At 60.4% G+C, this 20,795-nt stretch carries 17 protein-coding genes; 11 read left to right on the top strand and 6 right to left on the bottom strand.

Features of this window, described 5'->3' with window-relative positions; genetic code table 11:
• Positions 1–60: 60 nt before the first annotated feature.
• From rhlB to POF45_RS21085, 4 genes are all read left to right on the top strand, one after another.
• On the top strand, positions 61–1,548 hold the full coding sequence (rhlB, locus tag POF45_RS21100) for an ATP-dependent RNA helicase RhlB (RefSeq protein WP_259499587.1): 1,488 nt from the start codon (positions 61–63) through the stop codon (positions 1,546–1,548).
• Between the two features lie 140 nt (positions 1,549–1,688).
• Entirely contained in the window at positions 1,689–2,636 is a 948-nt protein-coding gene (locus POF45_RS21095) for an ornithine cyclodeaminase family protein (RefSeq protein ID WP_282316643.1), read from the top strand.
• 55 nt (positions 2,637–2,691) lie between these two features.
• Positions 2,692–3,819 (top strand): NAD(P)/FAD-dependent oxidoreductase, encoded by a 1,128-nt coding sequence (locus tag POF45_RS21090; protein WP_282316642.1) that lies wholly within the window; start codon positions 2,692–2,694, stop codon positions 3,817–3,819.
• An 86-nt stretch (positions 3,820–3,905) separates the two neighbouring features.
• A complete protein-coding gene (locus POF45_RS21085) occupies positions 3,906–4,532 on the top strand; it encodes a helix-turn-helix transcriptional regulator (RefSeq protein ID WP_282316641.1) in 627 nt (208 codons plus the stop codon).
• A 112-nt stretch (positions 4,533–4,644) separates the two neighbouring features.
• Here the strand turns inward: POF45_RS21085 and POF45_RS21080 are convergent, their stop codons facing one another.
• From POF45_RS21080 to POF45_RS21055, 6 genes are all read right to left on the bottom strand, one after another.
• Positions 4,645–5,421, bottom strand: coding sequence for an ABC transporter substrate-binding protein (locus POF45_RS21080; RefSeq protein ID WP_282316640.1), 777 nt, complete (start codon positions 5,419–5,421; stop codon positions 4,645–4,647).
• Positions 5,422–5,734: 313 nt separating this feature from the next.
• Complete coding sequence (moaE, locus tag POF45_RS21075) at positions 5,735–6,184, bottom strand: molybdopterin synthase catalytic subunit MoaE (protein ID WP_259499576.1); 450 nt, start codon at positions 6,182–6,184, stop codon at positions 5,735–5,737.
• Positions 6,185–6,186: 2 nt separating this feature from the next.
• A complete protein-coding gene (gene moaD / locus POF45_RS21070; RefSeq protein ID WP_259499574.1) occupies positions 6,187–6,429 on the bottom strand; it encodes a molybdopterin converting factor subunit 1 in 243 nt (80 codons plus the stop codon).
• Entirely contained in the window at positions 6,426–6,899 is a 474-nt protein-coding gene (gene moaC / locus POF45_RS21065) for a cyclic pyranopterin monophosphate synthase MoaC (RefSeq protein WP_259499572.1), read from the bottom strand. Before moaC ends, moaD begins: the two co-directional genes overlap by 4 nt.
• A 236-nt stretch (positions 6,900–7,135) precedes the next feature.
• Positions 7,136–8,530 carry a PhoH family protein gene (locus POF45_RS21060; protein ID WP_282316638.1) on the bottom strand — a complete coding sequence of 465 codons (1,395 nt, stop codon included), beginning with the start codon at positions 8,528–8,530 and terminating at the stop codon, positions 7,136–7,138.
• A 349-nt stretch (positions 8,531–8,879) separates the two neighbouring features.
• Complete coding sequence (locus POF45_RS21055) at positions 8,880–10,004, bottom strand: polysaccharide deacetylase family protein (protein WP_282316637.1); 1,125 nt, start codon at positions 10,002–10,004, stop codon at positions 8,880–8,882.
• A 311-nt stretch (positions 10,005–10,315) separates the two neighbouring features.
• Between POF45_RS21055 and yaaA the strand changes: the two genes are divergently transcribed.
• The 7 genes from yaaA to algG all read left to right on the top strand — a co-directional run bounded on the left by yaaA (position 10,316) and on the right by algG (position 20,786).
• Positions 10,316–11,095, top strand: coding sequence for a peroxide stress protein YaaA (yaaA, locus tag POF45_RS21050; RefSeq protein ID WP_282316636.1), 780 nt, complete (start codon positions 10,316–10,318; stop codon positions 11,093–11,095).
• A gap of 929 nt (positions 11,096–12,024) precedes the next feature.
• A complete protein-coding gene (locus POF45_RS21045; RefSeq protein ID WP_259499564.1) occupies positions 12,025–13,341 on the top strand; it encodes a nucleotide sugar dehydrogenase in 1,317 nt (438 codons plus the stop codon).
• Between the two features lie 106 nt (positions 13,342–13,447).
• Positions 13,448–14,929: a mannuronan synthase gene (alg8, locus tag POF45_RS21040; RefSeq protein WP_409077920.1), complete on the top strand. Its 1,482-nt coding sequence runs from the start codon at positions 13,448–13,450 to the stop codon at positions 14,927–14,929.
• Positions 14,930–14,965: 36 nt separating this feature from the next.
• Entirely contained in the window at positions 14,966–16,138 is a 1,173-nt protein-coding gene (locus POF45_RS21035; RefSeq protein ID WP_282316634.1) for an alginate biosynthesis protein Alg44, read from the top strand.
• A gap of 9 nt (positions 16,139–16,147) precedes the next feature.
• Positions 16,148–17,686: an alginate biosynthesis TPR repeat lipoprotein AlgK gene (gene algK / locus POF45_RS21030; protein WP_431978612.1), complete on the top strand. Its 1,539-nt coding sequence runs from the start codon at positions 16,148–16,150 to the stop codon at positions 17,684–17,686.
• Complete coding sequence (locus POF45_RS21025; protein WP_282316632.1) at positions 17,683–19,170, top strand: alginate export family protein; 1,488 nt, start codon at positions 17,683–17,685, stop codon at positions 19,168–19,170. The genes algK and POF45_RS21025 overlap by 4 nt, the downstream gene beginning before the upstream one ends.
• Positions 19,171–19,196: 26 nt before the next feature.
• Entirely contained in the window at positions 19,197–20,786 is a 1,590-nt protein-coding gene (gene algG / locus POF45_RS21020) for a mannuronan 5-epimerase AlgG (protein WP_282316631.1), read from the top strand.
• Positions 20,787–20,795 lie beyond the last annotated feature (9 nt).

Below are 20,795 nucleotides of genomic sequence, written 5' to 3'. Positions count from 1 at the left end.
ACGCCGCGCCCGATTCTTGCATTACACTGGCCGGCGTATATTCCTTAACCAATTGATGAGATGACCGTGCTCAAAGCACTCAAAAAAATGTTCGGTAAAAGCGAGACTGAGCAGCTCGCGCCAGTCGCCAGCGCTCCGTCTCACACCCCCAGCCACCGCACCGACGGTCATCAGCCTGGCCGGACCGCAGCTGTCGCGGCACCGAAACACGAGCCCGTGACCACACCGGCCACCCAACCTGTCGAAGCTGTCGCTGCAGAGCAACCGCTCAGCGAAGCACCGAAACCTGCAAGACCGCGTCGCGAACCGAAGCCAAAGGCGCCGGTCATTCCCTGGAAACTCGAAGACTTCGCCGTCGAGCCCCTGGAAGGCAAAACCCGCTTCCACGATTTCAAACTGGCGCCTGAACTGATGCACGCCATCCAGGACCTGGGCTTCCCGTACTGCACGCCGATCCAGGCACAAGTACTTGGCTTCACCCTGGCCGGCAAAGATGCCATCGGTCGCGCCCAGACCGGCACCGGCAAAACCGCCGCCTTCCTGATTTCGATCATCACCCAGTTGCTGGAAACCCCGCCGCCCAAAGAACGCTACATGGGCGAGCCAAGGGCGCTGATCATCGCGCCAACCCGTGAGCTGGTGGTGCAGATCGCCAAGGACGCCGCTGACCTGACCAAGTACACCGGCCTCAACGTCATGACGTTCGTCGGCGGCATGGACTTCGACAAGCAGCTCAAACACCTCGAAGCCCGTCACTGCGACATCCTCGTGGCCACCCCTGGCCGCCTGCTGGACTTCAACCAGCGCGGCGACGTGCACCTGGACATGGTCGAAGTGATGGTGCTGGACGAAGCCGACCGGATGCTCGACATGGGTTTCATCCCGCAAGTGCGTCAGATCATTCGCCAGACCCCGCCGAAGAACGAGCGCCAGACGCTGCTGTTCTCCGCGACCTTCACCGAAGACGTGATGAACCTCGCCAAGCAATGGACCACCGAGCCGTCGATCGTCGAGATCGAAGCGCAGAACGTGGCCAGCGAAAACGTCGAGCAGCACATCTACGCCGTCGCCGGTGCCGACAAATACAAACTGCTCTACAACCTGGTCAACGACAACGGTTGGGAGCGGGTGATGGTTTTTGCCAACCGCAAGGATGAAGTGCGGCGCATCGAAGAGCGTCTGGTGCGCGATGGCGTCAACGCCGCGCAGCTGTCCGGCGACGTGCCGCAGCACAAGCGCATCAAGACCCTCGAAGGTTTTCGCGAAGGCAAGATCCGCGTGCTGGTGGCAACCGATGTGGCCGGTCGCGGCATTCACATCGACGGCATCAGCCACGTGATCAACTTCACTCTGCCGGAAGTGCCGGACGACTACGTGCACCGTATCGGCCGTACCGGGCGTGCCGGCGCCGATGGCGTGTCCATCAGCTTCGCCGGTGAAGACGACTCCTATCAGTTGCCGTCCATCGAGGCGCTGCTGGGTCGCAAGATCAGTTGTGAAACGCCGCCGACGCATCTGTTGCGAGCGGTTGAACGCAAGCGCCCATAACGCGGGTCGCAGTGAGAAAGGCGCAGCCGGAAACGGACTGCGCTTTTTTTTCGTCCTGCTTTTTTCAACAGGCGCTTGCTCAACAGAACTAAAAGTCCATAATGGACAAATTAGTTTACTTTCAGCTTTCGGAGCCGCTTATGTCCAGCACGCCTCAAGTGATCAACCAGGCCCAGGCCCGCGAATGGCTGTCCCAGGTTGATGTGCCGCAGATCCTGCGCAAGCTGTTCCGCGATCTGGCGGCCGGGCACGCCGTGCAACCGGCGCAACAATGGGTGGAATTCCCGCAAGGCGCCGGCGATTTCATCAATTACCTCGGCGTGCTGGCCGAGGATGGCGTGTACGGGGTCAAGACCTCGCCCTACATCGTCCGCGAGCAAGGCGCGCTGGTAACGGCGTGGACGCTGTTGATGTCGATGCAGACCGGCCAGCCGCTGTTGCTCTGCGATGCAGGGGAACTGACCACGGCGCGTACCGCTGCGACCACGGCCGTGGCGGTCGATGCCCTCGCCCCGCAGTCAGCTCGACGCCTGGCCATTATCGGCAGCGGCAAAGTCGCCCTGGCGCACCTGCATCATGTGAAAGGCCTGCGGGACTGGCAGAGCATCAGCCTGTTTTCGCCGAGCCTGGGCAACGCCACGGCCGAGACACTGGCCCAGCTCAAGCGCCTCGACCCACGACTGGTGATCGCCGGTTCCAGCGATGAAGCCACGCTGGACGCTGACGTGATCATGCTGTGCACCTCGTCCGCCGGCCCGGTCGTCGACCCGTCGCGCCTGAGCAAACCGGCACTGATCACCTCCATCAGCACCAACGCCCCGCGTGCTCACGAAGTACCGCCGCACAGCCTCAACGACATGCAGGTGTTCTGCGACTATCGTCAGACCACGCCGGGGTCGGCAGGCGAGATGCTGATTGCGGGTGAACAGCATGGCTGGGACAAACGCGCCATCGTCGGCGACCTGCCGGAGTTGCTCAGCGAACGGGTGCAGCGCCCCGACTATGAGCGTCATGTGTTCTTCCGTTCCATTGGTCTGGGGCTGGAGGATATTGCGCTGGCTAACGCGATCTACCAACTGCAGCGCTGACACCACCACTCGCTCCTACAGGGACGTCACTATTTTTGCTCTCGCGGAGACATGCATGAGCCACGCAGACTTCATCATCATCGGCGGCGGAATCGCCGGGGCTTCCACCGGTTTCTGGCTGTCGCAGCACGGTAAAGTGATCGTGCTGGAGCGTGAATCCCATCCGGCCTATCACTCCACCGGACGCTCCGCCGCGCTGTACACAGCCGCCTACGGCACGCCGCAGGTACGAGCGCTGACCCAGGCCAGCCGTGACTTTTTCGACGCCCCGCCCGCCGGGTTCTGCGAGCACCCGTTGCTGACTCCGCGTGGCGAAATGACCGTGGACTTCACCGGTGATCCGGCCGAGCTGAACAACCAGTACCTGAGTGCCAAAGCCACGGTGCCACAGATGCAATTGCTCACCGCAGACGAAGCCTGCGCGCGGCTGCCGATCCTGCGTCGGGAAAAAGTCCACGGTGCGATCTACGACCCGACCGCCTGCGACATCGACACCGATGCGTTGCATCAGGGTTATCTGCGCGGCATCCGCCGCAACAACGGCCAGGTGCACACCGACAGCACGGTGCTGAGCCTGACCCGCGACGGCGATGGCCTCTGGCAAGTGCACACTAACGGCCAGACCTTCAGCGCACCGATCATCATCAATGCCGCTGGCGCCTGGGCCGACAAAATCGGTGCGCTGGCCGGCGCCGCCTCGATCGGCCTGCAACCCAAGCGTCGGGCCGCCTTCATCTTCGCAGGGCCCGAAGGCGTGGACACTCATCATTGGCCGATGCTGGTGGCCCTCGACGAATCCTTCTATATGAAGCCCGATGCCGGCATGTTCCTCGGCTCACCGGCCAACGCCGACCCGGTGGAACCGCACGACGTGCAGCCCGAAGAACTGGACATCGCCATGGGGATCTACCAGATCGAAGAAGCCACCACCCTGACCATCCGCCGCCCGACCCGCACCTGGGCCGGCCTGCGCAGCTTCGTGCGCGACGGCGATTTGCTGTCCGGCTTCGACCCGCGCGTGCCAGGGCTGTTCTGGGTCGCGGCACAGGGCGGCTACGGCATTCAGACGTCGCCGGCCATGGGTCAGGCCAGCGCCGCCCTGGTACGTGGCGCAGAACTGCCCGAACAGCTGACCCGCTTCGGTCTGGACGCCGGCATGCTCTCCCCTGCGCGCCTGCGCTGATCGGCTCAGGTGACGTGCCGACACGATTGCGGCAAACTCCCCGCGCCCTTGTTTACGGGCGCTGACGCTGCCTGGAGTTCCACTGTATGAACGCACCTGAAAAAGACCCGGCCCTGAACAACTTCCGCGCCATCGCCGACGCGATTGCCACGCTGTTCTTCCCCCACGCCGAGGTGGTGCTGCATGACTTGCGCACGCAGAAGGTCGATTACATCGCCAACAACCTGTCCAAACGCGAGCTCGGTGACGACTCGGCGCTGGAAGACTTGCTCAGCGACGACGTCAACGAAACCAACATCGGGCCGTACGAAAAACTCAATTGGGACGGCCAGAAGATTCGCAGCCTGAGCACCGTGCTGCGCGATGGCGACGGTCGCCCGTTGGCGGTGCTGTGCATCAACCTGAATATTTCACTGTTCGAAAACGCCAAGGCGGCGCTGGACCTGTTCCTGTCGCCAAGCAAACTGATCCCGCAACCGGACTCACTGTTTCGCGATGACTGGCAGGAACGGATCAATACCTTCCTGCACGCCTGGCTGCGTGAACGTCAGCTGAGCCTGAACCTGCTGACCCGCGACCACAAACGCGAACTGGTGCTGGCGCTGCATGCCGAAGGGGCTTTCAAGGGCAAAAGCGCTTCGAACTATGTGGCCAATGTGCTGAACATGGGGCGGGCGACGGTTTACAAGCATTTGAAAGAGTTGAAAGGCTGACCCCTGAGATTTGTATTGACTGACAGGGCCCCATCGCGAGCAAGCTCGCTCCCACATTTGTCCTGCGAACACGGTCCAATGTGGGAGCGAGCTTGCTCGCGATGGCGGTGTATCAGTCACCGTAAATGTCGGACTTGAAATACTTGTCTGAAATCTTCTGATATTCGCCACTCGCCCGAATCCCGTCGATGGCCGCATTCAGCTCGCTGACCAACTCGGCATTGCCCTTGCGCACCGCGATCCCCGCGCCCTCACCCACGTATTTCGGGTCCTTGAGCTCCGGCCCGACAAAGGCGTAGCCCTGGCCACGCGGCATCGACAGGAAGTCATTCAGCGGGATGGTGTCGGCAAAGATCGCATCCAGGCGGCCGGCCGCCAGGTCCATGTAGATTTCTTCGTTATTACCGTAGCGCTTGACGACGATGCCCTTGGGCTCGAACACCTCGGTGGCATAGCGGTCGGTGGTCGTGGCGCGCTGCACGCCGATCGTCTTGCCCTTGAGGCTGGCGTACTGGTCGTCCACCACCGCGCCGTCCTTCATCACCAGACGCGATGAAGTGAAGTAGTACTTGTGAGTGAAATCCACTGACTTCTTGCGGTCTTCATTGATGGTCATGGACGACAGGGCCATGTCGATTTTCTTCACCTTCAGCGAAGGAATCAGCCCGTCGAACTCACCCTCGACCCACACGCACTTGGCCTTCATCTGCGCGCACAGGGCATTGCCGATGTCGTAGTCGAACCCGACGATTTCGCCTTTGTCGGTTTTCGATGCGAATGGCGGGTAAGCCGCTTCGATACCGATGCGCAAGGTCTGCTCGGCGGCGAACAGGTGGCTTGAGGCCAACAGGCTCAGGGCCAGACCGGTGATAAGGGGAAGTTTCTTCATGGTGGGTTTCTCGCGGGTTGTTGTTGGTTTGGGCAAGATTGAAGAAAGGGATGCGGGGCTTTTTTGTACTTATAATTCCATACTGGACTTTTATGTATTTGGCGTCAATCGGGCGAGCGCAGATCTGCCGCGCCTCTGGCCGATAGGCAAGTCCGGGAGAAATGAGGTGTTGCGAAGAGTGTCATCGCGAGCAAGCTCGCTCCCACAGGGGTTCTGCTTCGTTCACAAATTTTGTGACATGTGAAGATCAAATGTGGGAGCGAGCTTGCTCGCGATAGCTATCAGATGAACAGCAAAGAATGCAGCTGAATCACTACTTCCAACGATCCGCCGCCGCATGATCGCTGTCGCGCCCCTCAACCCATCGCGGCCCGTCGCTGGTGTTTTCCTTCTTCCAGAACGGTGCACGGGTTTTCAGGTAGTCCATGACAAAGGCACAGGCGTCAAACGCAGCCTGACGATGAGCACTGGCGACACCCACAAAAACAATCGGCTCACCCGGCTCCAGGGCGCCGATGCGATGCAGCACTTCCAGCTTCAACAGCGGCCAGCGTTGCTCGGCTTCGATGGCTATCTTGCCCAACGCCTTTTCGGTCATGCCCGGATAATGCTCAAGAAACATCCCGGCCACGTCGAGCCCGTCATTGAAATCGCGCACGTAGCCAACAAAACTCACCACCGCACCGACGCCAACGTTGGCTGCGTGCATGGCATTGACTTCAGCTCCCGGATCGAACGCGGTGGACTGCACGCGAATCGCCATGCTCAGCCCCCGGTCACGGTTGGAAAAAACGCAACTTCATCGCCATCGCTGAGCGGTTCGTCGAGCTGACACAAGTCTTCGTTGCGGGCACACATCAGGTTCTGCTCGCTCAGCACCTGGGCACCGTCGCGCAGAGCCAACAGCGCGCGCACGTCATCGACGGTGGCGAACTCGCCCTCAACCTGCACCGAGTCCACGCCCAACGCTTCACGGTAACGGGCAAAAAACTTCACGGTGACGTTCATGGCTGATCCGCCTGGAAATGCCCGCTCTTGCCACCGACCTTCTCCAGCAGGCGCACGCTTTCGATGATCATGCCGCGGTCCACGGCCTTGCACATGTCGTAGATCGTCAGCGCGGCGACGCTGGCGGCGGTCAGCGCTTCCATCTCGACACCGGTCTGCCCCGACAATTTGCAGCGCGCCACGATGCGTACGGCGTCGTCGCCTTCGGCACTGAGCTCGACCTTGACCCCGGTGAGCATCAGCGGATGGCACAGCGGAATCAGATCACTGGTTTTCTTCGCCGCCTGGATACCGGCAATACGCGCCACGGCGAACACATCACCCTTGGGGTGACCGCCGCTGACGATCATTTGCAGGGTTTGTGGCTGCATGCGCACCAGCGCTTGGGCCGTCGCCTCACGAAACGTCACGGCTTTTTCAGTGACGTCGACCATGTTGGCGCGACCTTGGGAATCGAGATGAGTCAGCACGGGGTTACTCCTGATCAGGAGCGTCGATTGTAAACCTGCGGGTCAGATTATCGCGAGTTTGATTGCAAGATCACGTTGAATCCCTGTGGGAGCGTGGCTTGCCCGCGATGGCATCACCGCGGTGTAACAAGTGAACCGCAGCGCCTGCATCGCGGGCAAGCCACGCTCCCACATTTTGATTTGTGGCGGACATAAAAACCGGGCGGCTTTCAGGCCGCCCGGTTTGGGTGAGGTTGTTACAAGTGCGATTCGGCGTATTCGGCCAGAATCGAGCGAGGCACCCCTTGCAGGGTGATGTGCACACCGTTGGGGAAATCCTTGAAGCGTTCGGTCAGGTACGTCAGCCCGGAGCTGGTCGCGGACAGGTAAGGGGTGTCGATCTGTGCCAGGTTGCCCAGGCACACCACTTTGGAACCGGCGCCGGCACGGGTGATGATGGTTTTCATCTGGTGCGGCGTGAGGTTCTGGCATTCATCGATCAAAATCAGACTCTGCTGGAAGCTGCGACCCCTAATGTAGTTGAGGGATTTGAACTGCAACGGCACTTTGCTGAGGATGTAGTCGACGCTGCCATGGGTGTTTTCGTCATCCATGTGCAAGGCTTCGAGGTTGTCGGTGATGGCGCCCAGCCAGGGCTCCATTTTTTCCGCTTCGGTGCCGGGCAGGAAGCCGATCTCCTGGTCCAGGCCCTGCACGCTGCGGGTGGCGATGATCCGCCGGTAACGTTTGCTGACCATGGTCTGCTCGATGGCAGCGGCCAGCGCCAGAATGGTTTTCCCTGAACCGGCGGCACCGGACAGATTGACCAGATGGATGTCCGGGTCGAGCAAGGCGTACAGCGCCAGGCTCTGATAGATGTCGCGAGGCTTGAGGCCCCACGCTTCCTGATGCAGCAGCGGTTCCTGATGCAGGTCGAGGATCAGCAAGCGGTCCTCTTCGATCTCCTTGATCCAGCCGACAAAGCCCTGTTCATCAATGATGAACTCGTTGATATGCACCGCCGGCAGGTTGTCGATCAGCTTCACCTGATGCCAGGTGCGGCCATGGTCCTGGCGGGTTTCGACCTTGCTCACCAGGTCCCAGAAGGAGCCGGTCATGTTGTGGTAACCGTTGGGCAGCAGCGATACGTCGTCGACCAGTTGGTCGGTGCTGTAGTCCTCGGCCGCAATCCCGCAGGCGCGGGCCTTGAGGCGCATGTTGATGTCTTTGGTGACCAGCACCAGGCGCAGCGCGGCGTCACGCGCGTGCAGGTCGATCAGCTGGTTGATGATGATGTTGTCGTTCAGATGCTCCGGCAGAATGATGTTCGGCTCGGCGCGCTTGCTCATCAGAATTGACAGCAACCCCTTGGGCCCACTCTTGCCGCGCTGGATCGGCACACCCAGTTCGACGTCTTCGGGGCTGGCATCGCCCAGGGTCTTGTCGATCAGGCGAATCGCCTGGCGGCATTCGGCGGCGACGCTGTGATGCCCGCTCTTGAGCTTGTCCAGCTCTTCAAGCACGGTCATCGGGATGGCAACGTGGTGTTCTTCGAAATTGAGCAGGGCGTTGGGATCGTGAATCAGTACGTTGGTATCGAGTACATAAAGGATTGGCTGGTTGGAAGAAGGGCTACGTCCGTGATCATCCATACTCGGTCACCTTTGTGGGAGCCAGTCGACGCAATACCGTGACAGTGCTGCGCCTCGAAGTGGCCACCGAATTCACCTGCGATGCTCTTGATGAGGGGGGCAAGTGAACTGCACACAATAGGAGTCTTGGAAGACGCCACCTGTGTTGCAGGTTTCGGCGGTCTGTCTTCGTAATACTCCAAAACCCGTGACAGAAAAAAGCACTTTGACGTTTTTTTGAAGTTTATTTTTCAGAGTGACGAATAGCCCTTGGCGTGCAGGCGGCGTGCCGTTAAAGTCGGAAGTCCGCCTGCATCGATTTGCCGCAGCGAATCGCCCCGCCCCCAATGTTTACGGGCTTTCGCCAATTTCAGCGAAACGCGTCCTGACAGTCTTCCCAACCGATCCCGCTCTGCGCCGTTTGCGTGATGAGCCAGGGCATCGAGGTTTTCACCCCGTCCTGCTTCACATTGAAATTGATCACCCCGTGACGCCACAACAGCATCAGGGTCAGCACCCGCTGCGCGCTCTCGCTGGCCTTGAGCTTGCCGGCGCCGTCCTGCGCGTCGATGTCCCACAGCGCCACCTGCAAGCCCTGGGACTTGAAGAAGTCGCCGGCGTCGGCGCGACGCTGGCCATCAGGCGGGCGAAACAGCGGTACGTAGTTCTCCGGCAGCTTGCTTTTGACCAGATCGGCACTGCGCCGCACCGAGTCCTGCCAGTCCTGCCAATGGCTGTGGGAGCGGAACTCCCAACCCTGGACGCCAATGCACTGCCCGGAATAGAGGGCTTGCAGGCCCGCCACCGAACGCTCGGCCAGACGGTTCTGGATGTCCTTGCCGAGCACGAAGAAGGTGCCGCTGATGTTCGACTTGCGCAGGTATTCGGTCGCCCAGCCGGTATTGTCGGGAACGGCGTTGGCGGCGCTGTCGAAACTCAGCAGGAACAGCCGGTCGTTCATTTCGTCGCCGTTGCGCTCATAGTCGCCAAAATGATCGACTTCGCTGCTGGTCTGCGGAGACAGCGCAGCCTTGCGCATCTGTTCGTCCAGGTACTGGGCGTGGAACAGGCGGCTCGGCTCGGCCCATCGGGTGTAGTAGCTCTCGTCGCTGACCTGAAACTTGGCGGCCTGCTCGCGCAGGGTCGGCATGTCTTCGACCAGGAAACAGAAAGACGCGTCCTGATCGCAGCTCTGCTGGGCGAAGTTGTAGTTGACCAGCAAACGCTGCCACATGCGCTGGCGCAGGTTGTTGATCGACTCCAGATTGATCGTGCGCAGGCCCAGGCGGTCGGCCAGGGCCGGCTCATCGAGGGACTCGCTGGCCAGCAGGACGCGGGCGAACATCAGGATCTCGGCCCGCGAGGCGACGTCGAACAGGGTCGGATTATTCAGCTGTTCGGGCCAGGTGCTGCGATCCAGCGTCGCAATGTCGCCCGGCGCCGCTACAGCACCGAAGCTCAGCAACCCGGCCATAAAAAGAAAAACGATACGCAATGGGATGTCTCCATAACAAAACCCGCGCGGCACTATAGCTGATCCAGACCCAACTCCCGCAGCGGCGCAGAACTCATTGTGGCGAGGGAGCTTGCTCCCGCTGGGCTGCGAAGCGGCCCTAAAGGCTGCAGCCCATCTTTCCAGATAGAACCTGCACATGGATTTTGCGACCGCTTCGCGCTCGAGCGGGAGCAAGCTCCCTCGCCACAAAAGTCCTTATGGCCAAACCACCGATCACCTATGGACTTGATAGCTGGAGTCAACACCGACAACCCCCTAGAATCGCCCCCACGATTAAAGGAGACGACTTCATGCTGATGGTGATTTCCCCCGCCAAGACCCTCGATTACGAAACACCGCCCGCGACCCAGCGCTTTACCCAGCCGCAATACCTGGACCACTCCCAGGAACTGATCCAGCAGCTGCGCGACCTGACACCGGCGCAAATCAGCGAACTGATGCACGTCTCCGACAAGATCGGCGGCCTTAACGCCGCGCGTTTCGGCAGCTGGACGCCCGCCTTCACCCCCGACAATGCCAAGCAGGCGCTGCTGGCGTTCAAGGGCGACGTCTATACCGGCCTCGACGCCCAGACTTTCAGCGAAGCCGACTTCGATTACGCCCAGCAACACCTGCGCATGTTGTCCGGCCTGTACGGCCTGTTGCGCCCGCTGGACCTGATGCAACCCTATCGGCTGGAGATGGGCACCAAACTGGCCAATGCCCGAGGCAAGGACTTGTACGCGTTCTGGGGCACGCGCATCAGTGAGTGGCTGAACGAAGCCCTGGCCGAGCAAGGCGATGACGCGCTGCTGAATCTGGCCTCCAACGAGTACTTCTCGGCGGTCAAACGCAACGCCCTCAACGCGCGCATCATCAATACCGAGTTCAAGGACCAGAAAAACGGCCAGTACAAGATCATCAGCTTCTACGCGAAGAAAGCCCGCGGGATGATGAGCCGTTTTGTCATTGAAGAACGCATCAATGATCCCGTCGCCCTCAAGCAGTTCGACGCGCAGGGCTATCGCTACAGCGCCGAGCAATCGAAACCGGACAATCTGGTATTCCTGCGCGACCACGCACCGGAATAAAGCAACCGATCAGCTCCTGCCCTGCCCAAAACCCGTGGGAGCGAGCCTGCTCGCGAAGAGGGAGTGCCAGCCGGCATAAATGTCGCTGACACACCGCTTTCGCGAGCAGGCTCGCTCCCACAGGAATTTTTGCAAGCCCCCTTTTCCCGGACATACGTCACGGTCCAATCGTCAAACAATCGACCCACTTTTCGCCAACTTATTGGCGCCAAAAATACACCCTCTCCATTTCTAAATTTTCTTTCACTCGACATTCGTCGATTTTTTCAGTAGTGGCACCAAAAAATTTTTTGGGTAGTGGCACAAAACCATCTAAGCCGAATATTAGCCTGTATATAAAGGGCCAAAAGCCCCGTGCTATCAAAATGCATACAGTGCCATCTTTTTCAATATTTCAAGAAATTTCAAAAATCGCGATGAGTGGGCAGGAACTATGTCAAATTGCACTGCTCATACCACCGGTAACTATTCTTACGGGATCTTGTAAGCAATAACTTACACGGAGAAGAGAGCCATGTAGCGAAGTTGTCATATTAACTTTCGCAGCGGGTTCGCTTATTTGAGAAACATCCAAAGGACAGGAGATACGCACCATTGATATCCCCTACATGGCCAAGGCTGCGCCCCAATAAAAATGCTCATCTGAGCATTGAAACGCTTGATTTTACTGGTATCACGCCAGACATCGAGCGCGGAACACCTTTGCACAAGCGTCTTCTGAACAGAGGATCGGCTGCATAACAGGGCACGTCATAACAACAAGGCCTAGTTGCGCACACCTTGAGTGCATTTATTTAGACACTCGATACTTACTTATGCCTGCACGCGGTATTGCGGCGCCTGTAAGCCGCACTTTCGAGTGCACTATGACCGCTGAACACCATTAACTCCGGCCATCTAACGGCTTGATTAACATAGAGGTAATTGCGATGCGCATCAGCATATTCGGTTTGGGTTACGTCGGCGCAGTCTGTGCCGGTTGCCTGTCTGCACGAGGCCATGACGTGGTTGGCGTCGATGTCGCCAAAGACAAGATCGACATGATCAACGCAGGCAAATCGCCAATCGTTGAACCGGGTCTGGGCGAACTTCTGGCGCAAGGGATCGAGACCGGTCGTCTGCGCGGTACCACCGATTTCGCCGAAGCGATTCGTGACACCGACCTGTCGATGATCTGCGTGGGTACGCCGAGCAAGAAAAACGGTGACCTGGAACTCAACTACATCGAAGCCGTGTGCCGCGAGATCGGTTTTGTCCTGCGTGACAAGACCACCCGCCACACCATCGTCGTGCGCAGCACCGTATTGCCGGGCACCGTGGCGAACGTGGTGATCCCGATTCTCGAAGACTGCTCCGGCAAGAAGGCCGGTGTCGATTTCGGTGTCGCGGTCAACCCTGAGTTCCTGCGTGAAAGCACCGCGATCAAGGACTACGACCAGCCGCCAATGACCGTCATCGGCGAGTTCGACACCGCCTCGGGCGACGTCCTGCAATCGCTCTACGAAGAGCTCGACGCGCCGATCATCCGCAAGGACATCGCCGTGGCCGAAATGATCAAGTACACCTGCAACGTGTGGCACGCCACCAAGGTCACCTTCGCCAACGAGATTGGCAACATCGCCAAGGCGGTCGGCGTCGATGGCCGCGAAGTGATGGAAGTGGTCTGCCAGGACAAGACCCTCAACCTGTCGCAGTACTACATGCGTCCAGGCTTTGCCTTCGGCGGCTCGTGCCTGCCCAAGGACGTGCGTGCCCTGACCTTCCGCGCCAGTTCGCTGGACGTCGATGCGCCGCTGCTCAACTCGCTGATGCGCAGCAACGTGTCGCAAGTGCAGAACGCCTTCGACATCGTCTCCAGCCACGACAAACGCAAAGTCGCCCTGCTCGGCCTGAGCTTCAAGGCCGGCACCGATGACCTGCGCGAAAGCCCGCTGGTGGAGCTGGCGGAAATGCTGATCGGCAAGGGTTTCGACCTGAGCATCTACGACAGCAACGTCGAGTACGCCCGTGTCCACGGCGCGAACAAGGACTACATCGAGTCGAAGATCCCGCACGTGTCGTCCCTGCTCAACTCGGACTTCGACGACGTGATCAACAATTCCGACGTGATCATCCTGGGCAACCGTGACGAGAAATTCCGCGCCCTGGCGCAGAACGCTCCACACGGCAAGCAAGTGGTCGACCTGGTCGGCTTCATGTCCAAAGCCACCAGTGTTTCGGGCCGCACCGAAGGCATCTGCTGGTAAGTCAGTTTGCCGACCGGGGGATTTGAACCCCCGGCCGGACTTTCGCCTGCCTTAACCCCATCGGGCCACCCAACAGGCTCGCCCGAGATCGAGACGGATGCAGATTATGCACAGGCTAAAGCACGGCCTACTTCAGGCCGCCGGTTGGCTGTTTTACCTCAGTATTTTAATGGGCATCGCCATGGCGTTGCCGGCGTCCACATTCGACTCCGAGTCGAAGGACTTCATTTTCCTGATCGGCTTCATCGGGATCTGGCGCTACTCGATGGGCGCCACGCATTTTGTGCGCGGCATGATTTTTCTGTACATCGTCTACCCGCACCTGCGGCGCAAAGTGCGCAAGCTGGGCAAGGCGGCAGATCCGTCGCACGTGTTCCTGATGGTCACCAGTTTTCGTATCGATGCGCTGACCACCGCCCAGGTCTACAGCTCGGTGATTCGTGAAGCGATCGACTGCGGCTTGCCGACCACCATGGTCTGCTCGATCGTGGAAATGTCCGATGAGCTGCTGGTCAAGAGCCTCTGGTCGCGGATGAACCCGCCGGACCGGGTCAAGCTCGACTTCGTACGCATTCCCGGCACCGGCAAACGCGACGGCCTGGCCTACGGTTTCCGCGCCATCTCCCGCCACTTGCCGGACGACCGAGCAGTGGTTGCCGTGATCGATGGCGACACCGTGCTCGCTGAAGGCGTTGTGCTCAAGACCGTGCCATGGTTCCAGCTGTTCGGTAACGTCGGCGGGCTGACCACCAACGAATTCTGCGAAGTGCGTGGCGGCTACATCATGAGCGAATGGCACAAGCTGCGTTTCGCCCAGCGCCACATCAACATGTGCTCCATGGCCCTGTCCAAACGCGTGCTGACCATGACCGGACGCATGTCGGTGTTCCGCGCCACCGTGGTCACCGACCCGGACTTCATCGCCGACGTCGAGAGCGACTCACTGCAGCACTGGCGCCTGGGCCGCTTCAAGTTCCTCACCGGTGATGACAAGTCGAGCTGGTTCAGCCTGATGCGCCTGGGCTACGACACCTTCTACGTGCCCGACGCGGCGATCCACACCGTGGAACACCCGCCGGAAAAGAGCTTCATCAAGGCCAGCCGCAAACTGATGTTCCGCTGGTACGGCAACAACCTTCGGCAGAACTCCCGCGCCCTGGGCCTGGGGATGAAACGCCTTGGCCTGTTCACCTCAGTGGTGCTGTTCGATCAGCGCGTATCGATGTGGACGTCCTTGCTGGGCCTGACCGTGGCGATCATCGCCAGTTTCAAATACGGCGGCGCGTTCATCCTCGCCTACCTGCTGTGGATCGGCATCACCCGCCTGATCCTGACGCTGCTGCTGTCGTGCTCCGGTCACCGGATCGGCCCGGCCTACCCGGCCATTCTCTATTACAACCAGATCGTCGGCGCGCTGGTGAAGATCTACGTGTTCTTCCGCCTCGACCAACAATCCTGGACCCGCCAGGACACCAAATTGACCCGAGATCTCGCCAGCTTTCAACGTTGGTTCAACACCTGGTCGTCTCGGACCATGACCTTCTCCGCCGGCAGTATTTTCGTCGCCGTGCTGCTGATGATGGTCTGACCGCCCCCTTATTGAATTAGCCAGGAAATAGCCCTTATGAATACCGCCGTGAACACTAACGTAGTGCATGAATCCGAAGCCCAGCGTCAGCACGCCCGGGTAAAAATCCCCGCCAAACTGCGCTTTTTCGGCAGCACGGGCGCACCGCTCGAAGCACGGGTCGAAGACCTGTCCGCCGGTGGCCTGTGCTTCAACGCCGGCACCCAGAAAGCCCTGACCGTTGGTGAAGTGCACAAGGGCCGCCTGCAATTTGTCATCGATAACCTGGGCCTGGCGATGGACGTGGAGTTGCAGATCCGCTCCTACGATCGCCAGACCGGCCGCACCGGTTGCCAATTCCAGAACCTCGAACCGCAGGATATTTCCACCCTGCGTCACCTGATCACCTCGCACCTGGCCGGCGACATCGTCAGCATGGGTGAAGTGCTGGCGACCCTGCAGCGCGACAACTTCACCAAGGCGCGCAAGGTCAAGGATGGCGGCCACGGCATGACCCCGTTCGGTCGCCTGAAAGCGGTGACGTTCAGCCTGGCGATTTTCCTCGTCGGCCTGGCGGCGTTCGGGTTCATTTTCAAATCGGTGTACGGCATGTACTTCGTCAGCCACGCCCAGGCCGGCCTGGTCAGCGTACCGGGCATGAACATCACCATGCCGCGTGACGGCACCGTGCAGAGTCTGGTCAAGGCCGACGGCGTCGCCGCCAAAGGCGCACCGCTGGCGACCTTCAGCACCAGCATGCTCGACGTGCTCAAGGGCCATCTGGACGAAGACCAGTTGCAACCGGCCAAGGTTGAAGAACTGTTCGGCAAGCAGATGACCGGCACCCTGACCTCGCCATGCGATTGCACCGTGGCCCAGCAACTGGTCGCCGACGGTCAGTACGCCAGCAAGGGCGACGTGATCTTCCAGTTGGTGCCGCGTAACAGCGAAGCCAACGTTGAAGCACGCTTCACTTATCGCCAGTTCGGCGACGTGCGTCCGGGCACCCAGGTGCGCTTCCAGATTGCCGGCGAAGACCAGAGCCGCACCGGCAAGATCGTCAGCAGCACCAGCCTGAAAAGCGCCGACCTGTCTTCCGACATCCGCGTCGTGATCAAGCCGGACGAGCCGCTGGACACCACCCTTGCCGGTCGCCCGGTGGAAGTGAACAGCGACCGTGGCCCGAACCTGAACTGGCTGATCGACAAAGCCATGGCCGCCGGTCTTTAAGCGGAGGACATGCCTGTGACGACGCCTATTTTCAACACACCGCCGACCCTCTGGGAGCGAGCTTTTGTGGGAGCGGGCTTGCCCGCGAAAGCATCACCTCGGTCTACAGGTAATACCGAGTCGTCTGCATCGCGGGCAAGCCCGGCTCCCACACTGGCTCGCTCCCACAAAGGGACATTCTGTGTGCTGGCATTGGCAGTGAGCCTCGCTGGCTGCGCCGGCCTGCCTGACCAGCGCCTGGCCAACGAAGCCCTCAAGCGTGGCGACACCGCGCTGGCGCAGCACAATTACCAGCAACTGGCGGCCATGGGTTACACCGAAGCCCAGGTCGGGCTGGCGGATATTCAGGTCGACAGCCGCGACCCGGCGCAAATCAGGCAGGCCGAGGCGACTTACCGCGCCGCCGCCGACACCTCGCCCCGCGCTCAGGCACGTCTGGGTCGTTTGCTGGTGGCCAAACCCGGCTCGACCGAAGCCGAGCAACACGAAGCCGAAGGCCTGCTGAAAAAGGCCTCGGCCAATGGCGAAGGCAATACCCTGATCCCGCTGGCCATGCTGTACCTGCAATACCCGCACAGTTTCCCCAACATCAACGCCCAGCAGCAGATCAGCAAATGGCGCGCCGAAGGCAAGCCGGAAGCCGGCCTGGCCCAGGTGCTGCTCTATCGCACCCAAGGCACTTACGACCAGCACCTGGACGAAGTGGAAAGCATCTGCAAAGCGGCGCTGAACAGCACTGACATCTGCTACGTCGAGCTGGCCACGGTCTATCAGAAACAAGGCAAGACCGAGCAGCAGGCGGCGCTGATCAAACAGATGCAAGTCGCTCACGCTCGCGGCACGGTTTCATCTCAGCGCGTCGACAGCGTCGCTCGCGTACTGGGCGACTCGACCCTGGGCAAGACCGACGAAAAAACCGCGCAGGCGTTGCTCGAAGACATCGCCCCCGGCTACCCGGCGTCCTGGGTCAGCCTGGCGCAATTGCTCTACGACTTCCCGGAACTGGGCGACGTCGACACCATGATGAAGTACCTGGACAACGGTCGCGCCGCCGATCAACCGCGCGCCGAATTGCTGCTGGGCAAGCTCTACTACGAAGGCAAATGGGTGCCGGCCGACGCCAGGGTTGCCGAAGAACACTTCCAGAAAGCCGTCGGCAGAGAAGTCGCGGCCGATTACTACCTCGGCCAGATTTATCGCCGTGGCTACCTGGGCAAGGTCTATTCGCAAAAAGCCCTGGACCACCTGCTGACCGCTGCGCGCAACGGCCAGAACAGCGCCGACTTCGCCATTGCCCAGCTGTTCTCCCAAGGCCGCGGCACCAAGCCCAACCCGCTCAACGCCTACGTGTTCAGCCAGTTGGCCAAGGCTCAGGACACCCCGCAAGCCAATGAGCTCGCGCAAACCCTCGAAGCCCAACTGCCGCCGGCCCAACTCCCCGAAGCCCAACGCCTGTTGAAACAGGAACAGGCGATTCGCGGTGCCTTGAGCCAGAACACGCTGCAACTGCACGCCCTGCAAGAAGAAGACGGCGAGGAATCATTATGAAGTTGAACCCCTTTGTGAAGGCCGGTATTGGCCTCACGTTCGCCCTGATGTGGTCGTGTCCGACCCTGGCGGCACTCACCGAAGCCAAGAACTTCGGCCTGGAAGTGAAAATCACCGGTCAGTCCGAAGACGACCGTGACCTGGGCACCGCGCCGGGCGGCGACGTCAACGGCATCGGCCTGGACCTGCGCCCCTGGATCTACGGCGAGAGCGGCGCGTGGAGCGCCTATGCCATGGGTCAGGCGGTGACGTCCACCGACATCATCGAAACCGACACCCTGCAAGAGTCCGATGAAAGCGCCAACCAGACCACCGACAACGGTGATCGCAAGACCAAGAAAAACTACCTGGCCATGCGTGAATTCTGGGTCGGCTACAGCGGCCTCACGCCGTACCCCGGCGAGATGCTCAAGCTCGGTCGTCAACGCCTGCGCAACGACGACGGCCAATGGCGCGACACCAATATCGAAGCGCTGAACTGGACCTTCGACACCACCTTGTTGCGTGCCAACGCCGGTGTCGCCGAACGCTTCAGCGAATACCGCACCGATTTGAAAGAGCTGTCGCCCCAGGACAAGGATCGCCTGCACGTCTACGCCGATGCCGCGTATCAGTGGTCACCGGGCAACTGGGTCGGCGTTCGCGGTCATCACACTCACGATGACGGCAAACTCGACTACCCGGAACCGGGCGTGGCCAGCGATTCGCTGGACAAGAAACAGAACGGCGACATCAGCTGGCTGGGCCTGACCGCCGACAGCGACGCCTACAACTGGCGCAACACCAACACCGTCAACTACTGGGGCAGCATTACCGGCATGCGCGGCGACACCGACACGGTCAACGCGCTGAACGCCGACGGCACGCGCCCCACCGAAGCCAGGCGCGGTGACGATCTCAACGGCTGGGCCACCGATCTCGGTGTGCGCCTGCGCCTCGATCCGCAATGGCAGGTCGGTGCCGCCTATGCCCGCGCCAGCGCCGAGTACCAACAGAACGGCCTGGAAAGCAACCGCTCGAACTACACCGGCACCCGTTCGCGCGTGCACCGTTTCGGCGAGGCGTTCCGTGGCGAAATGAACAACATGCAGACCGCGACCCTGTTCGGTTCGTGGATGCTCAACGACGAATACGACGCCAGCCTGATCTACCACAAATTCTGGCGCGTGGACGGCAACAAGCCAGTGGGCAGCAACGGCATCAACGCCGTCGAGAACAACACCGACGACGGCACCGGCGCGATCCTCTCCAGCACCTCGTTGCCGCTGGAAGATGGCAAGAAAGACCTCGGTCAGGAAATGGACCTGGTGGTCACCAAGTACTTCAAACAAGGCCTGCTGCCTGCGGCGTTGAGCCAGTCGATCGACGAGCCGTCGGCGCTGGTGCGTTTGCGTGGCGGTGTGTTCAAGCCCGGCGATGCCTATGGCAAGCAGGTCGATTCGTACATGCACCGCGCGTTCATCGACGTGATCTGGCGCTTCTGATGCAAACCGCGAAGGGAGTGCCCGACATGAACAATGCCAAGAGAGGCTCGATCAGCCTGCTGGCCGGCGCGATGCTGCTGGCCAGTGCCGCCGCCTTCGCCAGCGTGGAGCCGGCTGCGCCGGTCAAGCAAGAGCGCAAGGTGACCATGGGCAAAGAGCTGCAACAGGCCAAGACCTACACCGTCAACAGCGCGCCAACCGCGCCGCTGGAGATGGCCCCGCCCACCCTGCCCGACCTCAGCGGCTACACCGCCGAGGCCGTCGCCGCGAAAATCGTGCGCAGCAAACCGGGCAAGATCAGCGTGCGCCGGATGATGCAGGAAGACGCCCTGAAGGACTTCATCGGCGGCGATAACAAGATGGCCGAGTGGGTGGTGCGTCAACACGGCATCCCGCAGGCGATCTTCATCGACGACGGCTACATCAACCTCAAGGACCTGGTGAACAAGCTGCCCAAGCAGTACATCAGCGAAACCTCGCCCGGCGTGTTCCTGGCGAAATTGCCGATCGTGGTCGGGCGCAAGGGCATCCTTGAAATCGATAAACAGACGCAGGAATTGCGCCTGTCGCAAGAGGCCGGCTCGTTCCTGGTCAACGACGGCCAGTTGTTTGTGCGTGACACCCGGATCACCGGCTGGAGCGAGAAGAACAACGGCCCGGCGACCTTCCGCGAGCCGAAGGAGTTCCGCCCGTTCCTGCTGGCCTGGGGCGGCACCGAGACGTACATCGTCAACAGCAAGATGGCCAGTTTCGGCTACTCCAACAGTAAGTCGTACGGGGTGAGTATTTCCCAGTACACGCCAAACATGGCCAAGGTGCTCAAGCGTGCGGAACCGACCGGCTGGATCATCGGCTCCGAGTTCTCGGACATGTGGTACGGCTTCTACTGCTACGAGACCCGCGACTTTGTGGTCAAGGGCAACACCTACAAAGACAACATCGTCTACGGCATCGACCCCCATGACCGGTCACACGGCCTGATCATCGCCGACAACACGGTGCACGGCACGAAGAAGAAGCACGGGATCATCATTTCCCGAGAGGTCAACGACAGCTTCATCTTCAACAACCGCAGCTACGACAACCACCTTTCGGGTTTGGTGATCGACCGTAACAGCGTGAACAACCTGGTGGCCTACAACGAGATCTACAAGAACCACACCGACGGCATCACCCTCTACGAGAGCGCCGACAACCTGATCTACGGCAACAAGGTGCTCAGCAACAAACGCCACGGCATCCGCATTCGTAACAGCGTGAACATCCGCCTCTACGAAAACGTCGCTATGGCCAACGGCCTGACCGGCGTCTACGGCCACATCAAGGACCTGAGCGACACCGACCGCGACATCAAGCTCGATCCGTTCGACGCCGAAGTATCGCTGATCGTGGTCGGCGGTGAACTGGCGGCCAATGGCAGCGGACCGTTGTCGATCGACTCGCCGCTGAGCGTCGAGCTGTATCGCGTGTCGATGCTCGCGCCGACCAAATCCAGCGGCATCAGCTTCAACGGGATTCTCGGCGAGCGCCAGGATGAAATTCTCGATCTGCTGGTGCGCCAGCAGAAAGCCGTGCTGATCGACCCTGTCGAACGCCAGACCGAAATACGGGACTGAGGATAATTT

Origin of the sequence: Pseudomonas fungipugnans, from assembly GCF_029955235.1 — a bacterium.
GTDB lineage: Bacteria > Pseudomonadota > Gammaproteobacteria > Pseudomonadales > Pseudomonadaceae > Aquipseudomonas > Aquipseudomonas fungipugnans.
The sequence above is the reverse complement of the archived record's forward strand: the minus strand, read 5'-3'. Positions and strand labels throughout refer to the sequence as shown.

Excerpts from the sequence above, each read along its gene's own strand:
- moaD (WP_259499574.1), bottom strand. The coding sequence starts at position 6,429 with ATGAACGTCACCGTGAAGTTTTTTGCCCGTTACCGTGAAGCGTTGGGC.
- POF45_RS21085 (WP_282316641.1), top strand. The coding sequence starts at position 3,906 with ATGAACGCACCTGAAAAAGACCCGGCCCTGAACAACTTCCGCGCCATC.
- POF45_RS21045 (WP_259499564.1), top strand. The coding sequence starts at position 12,025 with ATGCGCATCAGCATATTCGGTTTGGGTTACGTCGGCGCAGTCTGTGCC.
- POF45_RS21095 (WP_282316643.1), top strand. The coding sequence starts at position 1,689 with ATGTCCAGCACGCCTCAAGTGATCAACCAGGCCCAGGCCCGCGAATGG.
- POF45_RS21025 (WP_282316632.1), top strand. The coding sequence starts at position 17,683 with ATGAAGTTGAACCCCTTTGTGAAGGCCGGTATTGGCCTCACGTTCGCC.
- POF45_RS21060 (WP_282316638.1), bottom strand. The coding sequence starts at position 8,530 with ATGGATGATCACGGACGTAGCCCTTCTTCCAACCAGCCAATCCTTTAT.
- POF45_RS21090 (WP_282316642.1), top strand. The coding sequence starts at position 2,692 with ATGAGCCACGCAGACTTCATCATCATCGGCGGCGGAATCGCCGGGGCT.
- yaaA (WP_282316636.1), top strand. The coding sequence starts at position 10,316 with ATGCTGATGGTGATTTCCCCCGCCAAGACCCTCGATTACGAAACACCG.
- algK (WP_431978612.1), top strand. The coding sequence starts at position 16,148 with ATGCCTGTGACGACGCCTATTTTCAACACACCGCCGACCCTCTGGGAG.
- rhlB (WP_259499587.1), top strand. The coding sequence starts at position 61 with ATGACCGTGCTCAAAGCACTCAAAAAAATGTTCGGTAAAAGCGAGACT.
- POF45_RS21035 (WP_282316634.1), top strand. The coding sequence starts at position 14,966 with ATGAATACCGCCGTGAACACTAACGTAGTGCATGAATCCGAAGCCCAG.
- alg8 (WP_409077920.1), top strand. The coding sequence starts at position 13,448 with ATGCACAGGCTAAAGCACGGCCTACTTCAGGCCGCCGGTTGGCTGTTT.
- POF45_RS21080 (WP_282316640.1), bottom strand. The coding sequence starts at position 5,421 with ATGAAGAAACTTCCCCTTATCACCGGTCTGGCCCTGAGCCTGTTGGCC.
- algG (WP_282316631.1), top strand. The coding sequence starts at position 19,197 with ATGAACAATGCCAAGAGAGGCTCGATCAGCCTGCTGGCCGGCGCGATG.
- moaE (WP_259499576.1), bottom strand. The coding sequence starts at position 6,184 with ATGGCGATTCGCGTGCAGTCCACCGCGTTCGATCCGGGAGCTGAAGTC.